Source organism: Streptomyces adustus, from assembly GCF_009377175.1.
GTDB lineage: Bacteria > Actinomycetota > Actinomycetes > Streptomycetales > Streptomycetaceae > Streptomyces > Streptomyces adustus.
The window spans coordinates 1-13341 of the sequence record NZ_VJZD01000076.1; the positions used below are offsets into that span (position 1 = coordinate 1).

Annotated in this window: 10 protein-coding genes and 1 pseudogene; 6 read left to right on the forward strand and 5 right to left on the reverse strand. The window is 71.3% G+C overall.

What is annotated here, in order from left to right:
* The 3 genes and pseudogenes from FNH09_RS47105 to FNH09_RS19990 all read left to right on the forward strand — a co-directional run.
* A pseudogene (locus FNH09_RS47105) lies at window positions 1-1175 on the forward strand (TerD family protein); the annotation flags it as partial.
* 288 nt (window positions 1176-1463) lie between these two features.
* Window positions 1464-2465, forward strand: a complete 1002-nt coding sequence (locus FNH09_RS19985; protein WP_152889913.1) for a TerC family protein — start codon at window positions 1464-1466, stop codon at window positions 2463-2465.
* 57 nt (window positions 2466-2522) lie between these two features.
* Complete coding sequence (locus FNH09_RS19990; protein WP_152889915.1) at window positions 2523-3623, forward strand: calcium:cation antiporter; 1101 nt, start codon at window positions 2523-2525, stop codon at window positions 3621-3623.
* A 24-nt stretch (window positions 3624-3647) separates the two neighbouring features.
* Here FNH09_RS19990 and FNH09_RS19995 read toward each other — a convergent pair whose 3' ends face one another.
* Window positions 3648-4952 (reverse strand): MFS transporter, encoded by a 1305-nt coding sequence (locus tag FNH09_RS19995; RefSeq protein WP_202919715.1) that lies wholly within the window; start codon window positions 4950-4952, stop codon window positions 3648-3650.
* 150 nt (window positions 4953-5102) lie between these two features.
* On the opposite strand from FNH09_RS19995, the gene aroQ reads away from it, so the two are divergent.
* Window positions 5103-5576 (forward strand): type II 3-dehydroquinate dehydratase, encoded by a 474-nt coding sequence (gene aroQ, locus FNH09_RS20000; RefSeq protein ID WP_162468839.1) that lies wholly within the window; start codon window positions 5103-5105, stop codon window positions 5574-5576.
* A 244-nt stretch (window positions 5577-5820) separates the two neighbouring features.
* Here the strand turns inward: aroQ and FNH09_RS20005 are convergent, their stop codons facing one another.
* Window positions 5821-6477 carry an MBL fold metallo-hydrolase gene (locus FNH09_RS20005; protein ID WP_152889917.1) on the reverse strand — a complete coding sequence of 219 codons (657 nt, stop codon included), beginning with the start codon at window positions 6475-6477 and terminating at the stop codon, window positions 5821-5823.
* 44 nt (window positions 6478-6521) lie between these two features.
* Window positions 6522-7208 (reverse strand): maleylpyruvate isomerase family mycothiol-dependent enzyme, encoded by a 687-nt coding sequence (locus tag FNH09_RS20010; RefSeq protein ID WP_152889919.1) that lies wholly within the window; start codon window positions 7206-7208, stop codon window positions 6522-6524.
* Between the two features lie 221 nt (window positions 7209-7429).
* On the opposite strand from FNH09_RS20010, the gene uvrA reads away from it, so the two are divergent.
* Complete coding sequence (uvrA, locus tag FNH09_RS20015) at window positions 7430-10468, forward strand: excinuclease ABC subunit UvrA (protein WP_162468840.1); 3039 nt, start codon at window positions 7430-7432, stop codon at window positions 10466-10468.
* Between the two features lie 77 nt (window positions 10469-10545).
* On the opposite strand, the gene FNH09_RS20020 is transcribed toward uvrA, so the two are convergent.
* The gene (locus FNH09_RS20020; protein WP_162468841.1) at window positions 10546-11457 is read right to left on the reverse strand and encodes a PfkB family carbohydrate kinase; all 912 of its coding nucleotides are present in this window, start codon (window positions 11455-11457) and stop codon (window positions 10546-10548) included.
* A 232-nt stretch (window positions 11458-11689) separates the two neighbouring features.
* Between FNH09_RS20020 and FNH09_RS20025 the strand changes: the two genes are divergently transcribed.
* Window positions 11690-12109, forward strand: a complete 420-nt coding sequence (locus FNH09_RS20025; RefSeq protein ID WP_152889923.1) for a Rieske (2Fe-2S) protein — start codon at window positions 11690-11692, stop codon at window positions 12107-12109.
* Between the two features lie 27 nt (window positions 12110-12136).
* Here the strand turns inward: FNH09_RS20025 and FNH09_RS20030 are convergent, their stop codons facing one another.
* The gene (locus FNH09_RS20030; protein ID WP_152889925.1) at window positions 12137-13096 is read right to left on the reverse strand and encodes a hypothetical protein; all 960 of its coding nucleotides are present in this window, start codon (window positions 13094-13096) and stop codon (window positions 12137-12139) included.
* Window positions 13097-13341: the final 245 nt, after the last annotated feature.

A 13341-nucleotide genomic window follows, 5' to 3' on the forward strand; every position in this document is an offset into this window, starting at 1 on the left:
CGCCCCCGCCGACCGCGCCCCCGGCCCCTGCCGGGCAGCCCGCCACGCCCGTCGCGGGCGACGCGACCGGATGGTCCATGGAGGAGCGGCTCTACAACCAGGTGTGGGGCATGTTCGAGGACCTCGCCCGCACCGCCGCCGCCTATCGCAGCGCGGTCGACTTCGCCGACTCCCGCCGGGAGAAGGAGCTCGACCAGGTGCTGTCCGACCCGCGCGCCCGGATCGGCGGACAGGGCGACGCCGCACGCGACGCGGCCCACGACAAGTACGCCCGGCTTGTCGACCAGGCCACCCAGGCCCTGGACCGGGACCTCGCCCAGCTCACCGCCGAGGCCGAGGTCGTCGAGCCCGCGCTGCCGCCGGCGTACGCGGGCTGGGACAGTCCCGTCTGGCACGGCTATCGCGTGCCGATGGAGCTGCCCATGGCGCTGCGCATCGGCGACCTCCAGCTGCCCGAGGCGCCGCAGCTGCGCATCCCGATGCTGGTCAGGTTGCCGCTGGAGCGCGGCTTCTGGATCGACAGCGCGGGTTCCGGATCGTCCGACGGGGCGTTCGGCGACGATCACGAACTGCGGCACCTCGCGATGACCACGGCGGTGGCGCACGCGGCCCGGCTGCTGGCCGCGCACCCGGCGGGCGAGTTCACCGTGCACGTGATCGACCCGGCCGGTGCGGCGGCGCAGCCACTCGCGCCGCTGGTGCGGGCCGGGGTGCTGGCGGGTCCGCCGGCGGTCGGCGCCGCGGGTGTGGCGGACGTCCTGGGCCGGCTCACCCAGCGGGTCGACCTGGTCCAGATGGCGGTGCGCGGCGGCGCCGCCGACTCGCTGCCGCCCGGTTTCGACACGTCCCAGCAACTGCTGGTCGTCAACGACTTCCCGCACGGTTTCGACGACCGTGCGGTGACCCAGCTCCGCTACCTCGCCGACGAGGGGCCGACCTTCGGCGTCCATCTGATGCTGGTGGCCGACCGCGAGGACGCCTCCGCCTACGGTCCGTTGCTGGATCCGCTGTGGCGCTCGCTGCTGAGGATCACCCCGGTCCCGGACGATCACCTCGCCGACCCCTGGGTCGGGCACGCCTGGACGTACGAGCCCTCGCTGGTGCCGCCCGGCAGCCAGGTGCTCGGACAGGTGCTCGCACAGGTGGCCGAGGCCCGTCGAACCTGGCGGCCGTGACGGCCTCGCACGCCTTTACCAAGACCACGTAAAGCCCTCCCACCAGCATCTTTGGGCTTCTCTTTACTGACGCCTTTACCTTTCCTTGGTGATTGGGGTACTGTTTTTCCCACGGAGGGGAGTACTCCCCGTCTGTGCGGCGTACCCGTCAATACGGATCCCACCGGATCCCGGGGCGTCGGCCCGTGCGGCCGCTGGAGCGTCGTCGACGCCGCGGCCCGGGGTGGAAGAGACCTCCGGCAGCACTACGACGCTGACTACCCGCCGTTACGCAATGCCGGAGGCACCATGGACGTTTCCCTGACCCTGTGGGTCCTGACCATCGCGGGCCTTGCCGCCCTGATCGCGGTCGACTTCTTCATCGGCCGCAAACCGCACGACGTGTCCCTCAAGGAAGCGGGCATCTGGACGGTCGTCTGGATCGCCCTGGCCGGACTCTTCGGCCTCGGCCTGCTGCTCTTCGCCGGCGGCCGGCCCGCCGGCGAGTTCTTCGCGGGCTTCATCACCGAGAAGTCGCTGAGCGTCGACAACCTCTTCGTCTTCGTCCTGATCATGGCGAAGTTCGCGGTGCCGACGCAGTACCAGCAGCGCGTCCTCCTCGTCGGCGTGCTCATAGCCCTGGTCCTGCGGGCCGTCTTCATCGCCGCGGGCGCCGCGATCCTCGCCAGCTTCGCCTGGGTCTTCTACCTCTTCGGCGCCTTCCTGATCTGGACCGCCTGGAAGCTCGTCCAGGAGGCCCGTGCCGACGCCGACGAGGAGGAGTTCGAGGAGAACAGGCTCCTGAAGGCGGCCGAGCGACGCTTCGGGGTGGCCGACCGCTATCACGGCACCAGGCTGTGGATCCAGGAGAACGGCAAGCGGGTCATGACCCCGATGCTGGTCGTGATGCTCGCGATCGGCACCACGGACGTGCTGTTCGCACTCGACTCCATCCCGGCCATCTTCGGCCTGACCCAGGACCCGTACATCGTCTTCACGGCCAACGCGTTCGCGCTGATGGGCCTCAGGCAGCTGTACTTCCTCATCGGCGGCCTGCTGAAGAAGCTGGTCCACCTCTCCTACGGCCTGTCGATCATCCTGGGCTTCATCGGCGTCAAGCTGGTGCTGCACGCGCTGCACGAGTCCGGCGTCCACGTCCCGGAGATCAGCATCCCGGTCTCGCTCGGCGTGATCTGCGCGGTCCTGATCGTCACCACGATCACCAGTCTGCGCGCCTCCCGGAAGCAGGCGGCGGCCGCGACGGCGCACGGCGACGGCGAGGGCGCTGCGCAGGACAGCATCGGCGTGTGACCCATGTTCCAGAAGTCATGGAATGCGAAGTGCGAGGGCCTCTGCGACGATCGCTCCATGATCGCTCGGCTCAGGTCGCTCGCCACACAGTGGACGTTCCTCGTGCCGCTGGCCGCGGTCGTCCTGCTGGTCCTCACCTGGGGACGCAACCTGCCCGGCGTGCTGGTCGCGGTGGTGACCGTGGTCCTGGCCGGAGCGGTGCTGGCCGCCGTGCACCACGCCGAGGTGGTCGCCCACCGGGTGGGCGAACCCTTCGGCTCCCTGGTGCTGGCCATCGCCGTCACGATCATCGAGGTCGCCCTGATCGTCACCCTCATGGCGGACGGCGGGGCCAAGAGCTCGACCCTCGCCCGGGACACGGTCTTCGCGGCGGTGATGATCACCTGCAACGGCATCGTCGGGCTGAGCCTGCTCGTCGCCTCGCTGCGCCACGGCACGGCGATCTTCAACCCCGAGGGCACCGGCGCCGCCCTCGCGACGGTCGCCACCTTGGCCACCCTCAGCCTGGTGCTGCCCACGTTCACCACGAGCAAGCCGGGCCCGGAGTTCTCCTCCGTGCAGCTCACCTTCGCCGCACTGTCCTCACTGATCCTGTACGGCCTGTTCGTGGCGACCCAGACCGTGCGCCACCGCGACTACTTCCTGCCGATCGCCCGGCAGGGCGGTGGGATCGCCGTGGAGGAACACGCGGTGGCGCCGTCCGCCCGCACCGCGCGGATCAGCCTGGTGCTGCTGGGACTCGCCCTGATCGGAGTCGTGGGACTGGCCAAGGGCGTCTCGCCGGCGATCGAGTCGGGCGTCGAGGCCGCCGGACTCCATCACGCCGTCGTCGGTGTGATCATCGCGCTGCTCGTGCTGCTGCCCGAGACCATCGCCGCGCTGCGCTCCGCCCGCCGCGACCGGGTGCAGACCAGTCTCAACCTCGCCCTCGGATCGGCGATGGCCAGCATCGGCCTGACCATCCCCGCGGTCGCCCTCGCGTCGCTCTGGCTCTCCGGCCCGCTCGTCCTCGGCCTGAGCGCCACCCATATGGTGCTGCTCGCCCTGACCGTGGTGGTGGCCTCGCTGACCGTGGTCCCCGGCCGGGCCACACCGCTCCAAGGCGGCGTCCACCTGGTGCTGTTCGCCGCCTACCTGGAGCTGGCGATCAACCCCTGAGGCCTTCGCCGCAGGCCGGGGCGGTCAGTCCAGGACGGGCTGCGCGACCGGGACGCGCACCGGACGCGTCTCCGGCAGCAGGGCGAAGCAGCCGAGGCTGAGCAGCGCGACACCGGTCAGATAGGCGCCGACACCCCAGGGGACCCGACCGCCGTGTTCGGCGAGCGCCGTCGCCACGATCGGGGTGAGCGCGCCCCCGAGCACCCCGCCGAGGTTGTAGCCGACCGCCGCGCCGGTGCAGCGCACCCGAGGCTCGTACAGCTCCGGCAGATAGGCGGCGATCACGGCGAACATGGTGATGAACGCGATCAGCGCGCCCAGGAAGCCGAGGAACATCAGCAGCGGCGCGCCGGTGGACAGGAGCGCGACCATCGGGAACATCCACAGGGCGCAGCCCGCACACCCGGCCAGGCACATGGGCCGCCGCCCGAAGCGGTCGCCGAGGACCGCCGCCACCGGTGTCAGCGCACCCTTCACCACCACCGCGGCCATGATGCACATCAGCATGACCGTGCGGTCGACCCCGAGGCGTTCCGTGGCGAAGGCGAGGGACCAGGTCGTCACGGCGTAGAAGATCGCGTATCCGGCCGCGAGCGCGCCCGCGGTGAGCAGCACCAGCCGCCAGTGGTCGCGCGCCACCTCGGCGAGGGGCATCCGCGCCCGGCCGTCGAGTTCCAGGAAGCGGGGGCTCTCGGTGATCGACGAGCGCAGCCACAGCCCGGCCACGGCCAGCAGACCGGCCGCCCAGAACGGCACCCGCCATCCCCACTGGGTGAACTGTGCGTCGGACAGCGCCGCCGACAGGGCCAGCATCACGCCGTTGGCCAGCAGGAAGCCCACCGCCGGACCGATCTGCGGGAAGCCCGACCACAGCCCGCGCCGGTGCTCCGGCGCGTGTTCCGCGGTCAGCAGCACCGCCCCGCCCCACTCCCCGCCGAGTCCCAGCCCCTGGAGGAAACGCAGGACCAGCAGCAGTACGGGGGCGGCCGCGCCGATCCTGTCGTAGGCCGGGACGCACCCGACCGCGACCGTCGAGACGCCGGTCAGCAGCAGCGACGCGACGAGCACCGGCCGCCGCCCGTGCCGGTCCCCGACATGCCCGAACAGCATGGACCCCAGCGGACGCGCCACGAAGCCCACCCCGAACGTGCCGAAGGCGGCCAGCGTCCCGGCCAGCGGCGAGAACGTCGGGAAGAACAGCGGGCCGAGGACCAGTGCCGCGGCGGTCCCGTAGACGAAGAAGTCGTAGAACTCGATGGCCGTGCCGGCGAGCGAGGCGGTCGCGAGCCGCAGCATGCCGGGCGCCCTTACGGTGTGTGCATCGCGCATGACGCGTCAACTACCCACAGTGACCAAGGGTTACGGGGGCGTGAGGGGGCGCGGCGGGCGCCCGGTGGCACCGTGATAGACCGGGTGCGAGCGGTGCTCCCCGGCGGATCGCCCCTCGTGAACGCTCAGCCCGAACGGACCGGAGAAACCGTGCCCCGCACCCTGGCCAACGCCCCCATCATGATCCTCAACGGTCCCAACCTGAATCTCCTGGGACAGCGCCAGCCGGAGATCTACGGCTCCGACACCCTCGCCGACATCGAGTCCCTGTGCGTCGAGGCGGCGGCCGCGCACGGCGGCACGGTGGACTTCCGCCAGTCCAACCACGAGGGCGAGCTGATCGACTGGATCCACGAGGCACGGCTGAACCACTGCGGGATCGTGATCAACCCGGGCGCCTACTCGCACACCTCCGTCGCGATCCTGGACGCGCTCAACACCTGCGACGGCCTGCCGGTGCTGGAGGTGCACATCTCCAACATCCACCGCCGTGAGTCGTTCCGGCACCACTCGTACGTCTCGCTGCGCGCCGACGGCGTCATCGCGGGATGCGGGGTGCAGGGGTACGTGTTCGGGGTGCAGCGGGTGGCCGCGCTGGCCGGGCCCGCGCAGGCCGGAGCGTAGTCCGGCGCTCCGGGCGCCGTGCGGCCCGCGGGGCCGTCGGCCGAGGGGGGGACCGGGAGGCCGACGGCCCCTACCGCGCAGGAGCCGTCGTCCTGGGCGGGGCCGACTCCAGTTGACTCCGTGACCCCCTGCGCCGGGAGAGCGCGTGGAGCGCCGGTGCGTGCGCGTGCTTCACACGGGGCGCGCGGCCCGGTGCCGCGCTCCCGCCGGGTGACGGGAGGTCACCACCGCCGCACGGGGGAGTTCACCACCCCCGCGCGTGCCACTCCGGCAGGTGCGGGCGCTCGTCGCCCAGCGTGGTGTCGTTGCCGTGCCCCGGGTAGACCCAGGTCTCGTCCGGGAGGACGTCGAAGATCTTCGTCTCGACGTCGTGGATGAGGCTGGCGAACGCCTTCGGGTCCTTGCGGGTGTTGCCCACGCCGCCCGGGAAGAGGCAGTCCCCGGTGAAGACGTGCGGGTGTCCGTGCGGGTCGTCGTAGACGAGGGCGATCGACCCCGGCGTGTGCCCGACCAGATGGCGCGCGGTGAGCTCCACACGGCCCACCCGGATGGTGTCGCCGTCGTCGACCAGGACGTCGGTCGGCACCGGGATGCCCTCGGCGTCCGCCCGTCCGGCGTGGGTGCGGGCGCCGGTGCCCGCGACGACCGCGGCGAGCGCCTGCCAGTGGTCGCCGTGCTGATGGGTGGTGACGACGGACGCGATGCCGTCGTCACCGATCATGCCGAGCAGGGTGTCCGCGTCGTTGGCCGCGTCGATCAGCAACTGCTCGTCGGTGGCCCGGCAGCGCAACAGGTATGCGTTGTTGTCCATGGGGCCGACCGCGATCTTGGTGATCATCAGGTCCTTGAGCTCGTGCACGTCCGCCGGGCCGCCGACCGTCACCTGTCCGCTGTACGTCATGGCGGTCAGCCTATAGCCGGAGAGCGGCCCGGGGCCGCTCATGACTACAGCGGGGGCAGCGTCGGAAGTGCCGCTCCGGTCACCGTCAGGGCGGATCCGTCGCGCCGGCCGGCGAGCCAGCAGAGCAGGTCCGCGGGCGGCCCGGTGACGACGACCTCGGGTTCGGCCGCCGGCCTGCCCGTGTCCCAGGCGCTCGTGCCGTCGGTGAGGCGGGTGGCCGGTACGTCGGCGTGCCCGGCGAACCGTTCGACCAGGAAGTCGATCTCCCGCTCGGTGAACTCCGCCGGCAGGTCCTCCGCCTCGTAGCCGATCCCGAGGTCCACGTGGTGCAGCTCGACCTCGATCAGGCGCCGGAACGGCACCCGGGCCGCGCTGTCGCTGACCCCGTTGCGCAGCTGCACCGTGCGCGACCAGTCGGCCGACGCGGCGCCCGTCTCCTGGAAGCGGTCGGCGCTCTCGCGCAGGTCGGCGAGCTGGACGTCGAGCGGGCGGGGCGCGTCCCGCTCGATGTCGGCGACGCGGGCGTCGGCGGTGGGGTACATGGGGCGACCCTCGAGAACGTTCACGAGGGCGTCCGCGTTGCGGGCGAGGTGGGCGAGGACGTGTCCGCGGCTCCAGCCGGGCAGCCGTGACGCCTCGGCGAGCGAGGCGTTGTCCAGTTTGGACGCTGCGGCGAGCAGTCGGTCGGTCGCGTCACGTACAGACGCCAGGTCACGTGCGTGATCAATCATGAGGTCGACCCTAACCTCGCCACTCCTTCGGGTGAAGGATGCGGACCGGGCCCGTAAATCGAATGCACGTGCTATATGGTCGAGTGCGGCGTCGGGCATGCTGGAGGGGCGGGGATTGTTATGCGTCCTGGAATCCGACCGGCGTTGTCAGTGGCTCCCCCTAGTCTGAGAAGCACAGGGGCTCGCCCCTGTCTCTTCTCTCAAGAAAGGTGCGGACCGGCGTGGCCGACCGTCTCATCGTCCGTGGCGCGCGCGAGCACAACCTGAAGAATGTCTCGCTCGACCTTCCACGAGACTCGCTCATCGTCTTCACGGGCCTGTCCGGGTCGGGCAAGTCCTCGCTGGCCTTCGACACGATCTTCGCCGAGGGGCAGCGCCGTTACGTGGAGTCGCTCTCCTCGTACGCCCGTCAGTTCCTCGGCCAGATGGACAAGCCGGACGTCGACTTCATCGAAGGTCTCTCCCCGGCGGTCTCCATCGACCAGAAGTCGACCTCGCGCAACCCGCGCTCGACGGTCGGCACCATCACCGAGGTCTACGACTACCTCCGTCTGCTGTTCGCCCGCATCGGCAAGCCGCACTGCCCCGAGTGCAGCCGGCCGATCTCGCGCCAGTCGCCGCAGGCCATCGTCGACAAGGTCCTGGAGCTGCCGGAGGGGAGCCGCTTCCAGGTGCTGTCGCCGCTGGTGCGGGAACGCAAGGGCGAGTTCGTCGACCTGTTCGCCGACCTCCAGACCAAGGGGTACAGCCGCGCCCGCGTGGACGGCGAGACGATCCAGCTCTCCGACCCGCCCGCGCTGAAGAAGCAGGAGAAGCACACCATCGAGGTGGTCATCGACCGCCTCACCGTGAAGGAGTCCGCCAAGCGCCGCCTCACCGACTCGGTGGAGACCGCCCTCGGCCTGTCCGGCGGCATGGTCGTGCTCGACTTCGTGGACCTCGCGGCGGACGACCCCGAGCGCGAGCGTATGTACTCGGAGCACCTGTACTGCCCGTACGACGACCTGTCCTTCGAGGAGCTGGAGCCCCGCTCCTTCTCCTTCAACTCGCCCTTCGGCGCCTGCCCCGAGTGCACCGGCATCGGCACGCGCATGGAGGTCGACCCCGAGCTGATCGTCCCGGACGAGGACAAGTCCCTCGACGAAGGTGCCATCCACCCCTGGTCGCACGGACACACCAAGGACTACTTCAGCCGGCTGATCGGCGCCCTGGCGGAGGCGCTCGGCTTCCGGACGGACATCCCCTTCGCGGGCCTGCCGCAGCGTGCCAGGAAGGCACTGCTGTACGGCCACAAGACCCAGATCGAGGTCCGCTACCGCAACCGCTACGGGCGCGAGCGCGTGTACACGACCGCCTTCGAGGGCGCCGTGCCGTTCGTCAAGCGCCGGCACGGCGAGGCCGAGAGCGACGCCAGCCGTGAGCGCTTCGAGGGCTACATGCGCGAGGTGCCCTGCCCCACCTGCCGGGGTACGCGCCTGAAGCCGATCGTCCTCGCGGTCACGGTCATGGAGAAGTCCATCGCCGAGGTCTCCGCGATGTCCATCAGCGACTGCGCCGACTTCCTGGGCCAACTCAAGCTGAACGCCCGCGACAAGAAGATCGCCGAGCGCGTGCTGAAGGAGGTCAACGAGCGGCTGCGGTTCCTGGTCGACGTCGGCCTGGACTACCTCTCGCTCAACCGCGCGGCCGGCACCCTCTCCGGCGGCGAGGCCCAGCGCATCCGGCTGGCCACCCAGATCGGCTCCGGACTCGTCGGCGTCCTCTACGTCCTCGACGAGCCGTCCATCGGCCTGCACCAGCGCGACAACCACCGGCTGATCGAGACCCTGGTCCGGCTCCGCGACATGGGCAACACGCTCATCGTCGTCGAGCACGACGAGGACACCATCAAGGTCGCCGACTGGGTCGTCGACATCGGCCCGGGCGCGGGCGAGCACGGCGGCAAGGTCGTGCACAGCGGTGATCTGAAGGGGCTGCTCGCCAACCCCGAGTCGCAGACCGGCCAGTACCTGTCCGGGAAGAAGGCCATCCCGGTGCCCGACATCAGGCGCCCGCTCGACCCGTCGCGGCATCTGACGGTGCACGGCGCCCGGGAGAACAACCTCCAGGACATCGACGTGTCCTTCCCGCTGGGCGTGTTCACCGCGGTCACGGGCGTGTCCGGGTCCGGCAAGTCGACCCTGGTCAACGACATCCTCTACACCCACCTGGCCCGCGAGCTGAACGGCGCGCGGAACGTCCCCGGGCGGCACACCCGCGTGGACGGCGACGACCTCGTCGACAAGGTCGTCCATGTCGACCAGTCGCCCATCGGCCGCACCCCGCGGTCCAACCCGGCGACGTACACCGGTGTCTTCGACCATGTGCGCAAGCTCTTCGCGGAGACGACCGAGGCGAAGGTCCGGGGCTATCTGCCCGGCCGCTTCTCCTTCAACGTCAAGGGCGGCCGCTGCGAGAACTGCGCGGGCGACGGCACCATCAAGATCGAGATGAACTTCCTCCCGGACGTGTACGTCCCGTGCGAGGTCTGCCACGGCGCCCGCTACAACCGGGAGACCCTGGACGTCCACTACAAGGGCAAGTCCATCGCCGACGTCCTGAACATGCCGATCGAGGAGGCGACGGACTTCTTCGATGCCGTCCCGGCGATCTCCCGGCACCTCAGGACCCTCAAGGACGTCGGCCTCGGCTACGTCCGGCTCGGCCAGTCCGCCACCACGCTGTCCGGCGGTGAGGCGCAGCGCGTCAAGCTCGCCAGCGAGCTGCAGAAGCGCTCCACCGGTCGCACGGTCTATGTCCTGGACGAGCCGACCACCGGTCTGCACTTCGAGGACATCAGCAAGCTGCTGAAGGTCCTGTCCGGTCTGGTCGACAAGGGCAACACGGTCATCGTCATCGAGCACAACCTCGACGTGATCAAGACGGCCGACTGGGTCGTCGACATGGGCCCGGAGGGCGGCGCTGGCGGTGGCCTCGTCATCGCCGAGGGCACGCCCGAGCAGGTCGCCGGGGTTCCGGCCAGCCACACCGGCAAGTTCCTGCGCGAGATCCTGTCCGCCGACCGGATCAGCGATGCCGTGCCGGCGCAGGCCTCGCGCCGGAAGACGGCCGCCAAGACGGTCGCAGCCAGTTCGGCCACGAAGAAGACGGCCACGGCCAGGGCGACCACGACCGCCAACAACACGGCGACGAAGAAGGCCGCGAGCGCCACGAAGAAGGCCGCACCGGCGAAGAAGACGGCACGGGCCCGCAAGGCCTGACCCGAAGTCCGCACCGCCCGGTCGTCGATGACGCCCTCATCGACGACCGGGCGGCCGCGGAGACCGGGGCACGCCCGCTAGAGATCGCCGAGTTCGTGGGCGTACGGGGGCTGCGCGCCCGCGCGGGAGCAGGTGAGCGCGGCCGCGCGCGCCGCGAACCGCAGCAGCCGGGTCCAGCCGTCGGCGCCCAGCGCGGCCAGCGCCCCGGGGGAGAGCGCGTCCTGGACGGACAGGCCGTGCAGCAGGGCCGCGTTCACCGTGTCCCCGGCGCCGATGGTGTCCACGACCTCGGTCTTCTCGCCCGGCACTGAGTACTCCCCGCCGTCCCCGGTGAAGACGGTCAGTCCGTCACCGCCGCGCGTGATCACGACGGCCGACGGACCGGCCGCGAGCCACTCGCCGGGGGTGCCGCCGAGCCAGCGGGCGTCGTCCTCGGAGAGCTTCAGCAGCGTGACCGACGGCAGCCAGCTCCGAAAGCGCGCCCGGTAGGCGTCCGCGTCCGGGATCAGACCCGGCCGGATGTTCGGGTCGAGGGTGGTGAACAGGCCCTGCCCCGACGACGAGCGCAGCAGTTCCGCGTAGGCGCTCGCGCCGGGTTCGAGGACCAGGGAACAGGTCCCGAAGGACACCGCCCGGGTCCGGTCGGGCAGCCGGTCCGGCGCCGTGAACAGCCGGTCGGCGGTGCCTTCGACATAGAAGGAGTAGGCGGCCGAGCCGCTCGCGTCGAGCGTCGCGGCGGCCAGTGTGGTCGGCTCCGTGCCGCGCTGCACGGCCGATACGTCCACCCCCGCCCGGCGCAGCCCGTCGAGCAGCGCCTCGCCGAAGGCGTCGTAGGAGGTGCGGGAGCAGAAGGCCGTGGGGGAGCCGAGACGGCCGAGGGCCACGGCGGTGTTGTAGGGGCCACCGCCCGGCACCGGCGTCAGGCCCGCCAGGGCGCCGGGGCCCTGCGGCACCAGGTCGATCAGTGCCTCACCGGCGACGACGATCACGAGTCCGGGTCCTTTCCGCGGCGGTGCGGGCCGCCCGGCCCGTGGTGGCCGGGCGCGCTGTTGCGGCCGGGCCGCTCCGGCCGGCCGACGCAGCCGGGAACGTATCCCATCCGGCCCCTGGCGTAAAACGCCTGTGCGAGCGTTCCCGTCCGGTGCGCCGTCCTCGCGTCCGGCCGGAACATCGTCCTCCGTTAGGGTCGGGAGGTACCGCCCCCGACCCGTGGAGATCCTCATGTCCGGCCGTCCCGTCCCGAGCCGCCGCACCCTTCTGCGAGGGGCGGCCGCCACGCCCGTCGCCGGGCTCGGCCTCGCCGCCTGCGCGACCGGGACCACCTCGCCCGCCGTGCCGACCGCACCGGTCCAGGTGGGCGCGGAGAACGAGATCGCCCGGGGCGACGCCAAGCTGTACCGGGACCACAACGTGGTGGTCGGCCGGCGCGAGGACGGCACTCTGAAGGCGTACAGCACGATCTGTACGCACGCGTTGTGCCCCATCAACAAGCTGGAGGGGACGACCCTGGTCTGTCCCTGTCACGGCAGCCGGTTCGACGCGCTGTCGGGAAAGGTGCTGCACGCCCCGGCCACCGTGCCGCTGACGGAACTGACGGTCGAGGTCAAGGACGGCCGGATCGTCGCGGGGCCCGCGGCCTGAGCACAGCAGGCCCTGGCGCCCCCGCGCTCACTCCCAGTCCCACCCGATGCCCACGAGTCCCGCCCGCACCCGCGGCTCGACGAGATGCACCGAGCGGTGCTGCGGGCTGAGCGCCAGCCCCTGACGGCCGCTGCGCGGGGCCGCCGCGGAGTGCTGGGTGAACCGATGGCAGCGCACCGGCAGCGTGCGCGCGTCGAAGCACACCTCCAGGGCGTACTGCCCGCCCGCCATGCCGAACTCGCGGAGGTACTCGCGGGAGGCGCCGGCCGTGCCGTCCTCGACGGCGTAGCGGAACAGGAACGTGTCACCGGAGCGCAGCCGGGTGTCGAAGAGCAGCTCGGCCACGAGCACACCGGTGTCGTGATGCCGGCGGACGCGTCCCGTGCGGCAGTTCTCCAGGGCCCGTACCGTCATGCGCTCCGGCGCGCAGCCCTGGTCGCCGTGGTGGACGGCCACGAAGCGGTCGACGCCGTCGCGGTGGGCCCGCACGATGTGGTGCGACTCGCGCCCCAGGAGCTCGCCCCGCGCGCCGATCCGCACCCGCTCGTGATGCCCCAGGGAGTCCAGCCCGTTGTCGACTGGGTACTCCAGTTCGGCCAGCAGGTGTTCGAGGACGCCCGAGGCCGCGACGAAGGAGCGGTAGGAGCGGGCGGAGGACCGGTCGCCGTGGGTGCTGTCCTCGGATTCGGCGAGCAGACGTATCAAGGACTCGTCCGGGAGTTGCAGGATCTCCTCCAGGGCCCGGACGGCACGCAGCGACTCGGGGCGCTGCGGGCGGCGGGCGCCCTGCTGCCAGTAGCTCAGGCTGGTGACGCCGACTTTCACCCCGTAGCGGGAGAGATGGTGCTGCACGCGTTGCAGCGGCAGTCCGCGGGCCGCGATCGCGGCCCGCAGGGCGACGTGGAAGGGGCCGCCTCGCAGGGCCGTGTCCAGTTCCGCGATGGCGACGTCGGCGGCGACGTCCGCGTGCTGTGTGGCGTGCGGCATGCAGGGGCCTTTCTGTGAATGTCACAACGGCTGGTCAGACCGTTCGCGGGAGCGAAACCGGGGCCACCCGGCCTGCGTCGGGAGTCGTCACGCCCGTACGCCGTCGTGCACGGCCCCGAGTTCCCCCGCATTGAAGCGTGTTGACCAAGTCCCGACAACACCTGATGCCCAACCGCGGCGGACTCCTGGCCGAGTCCGCACCGTGCGGCCCGCGCTGCCCGCACCGGCCTTTCCCGTGCCTGTCG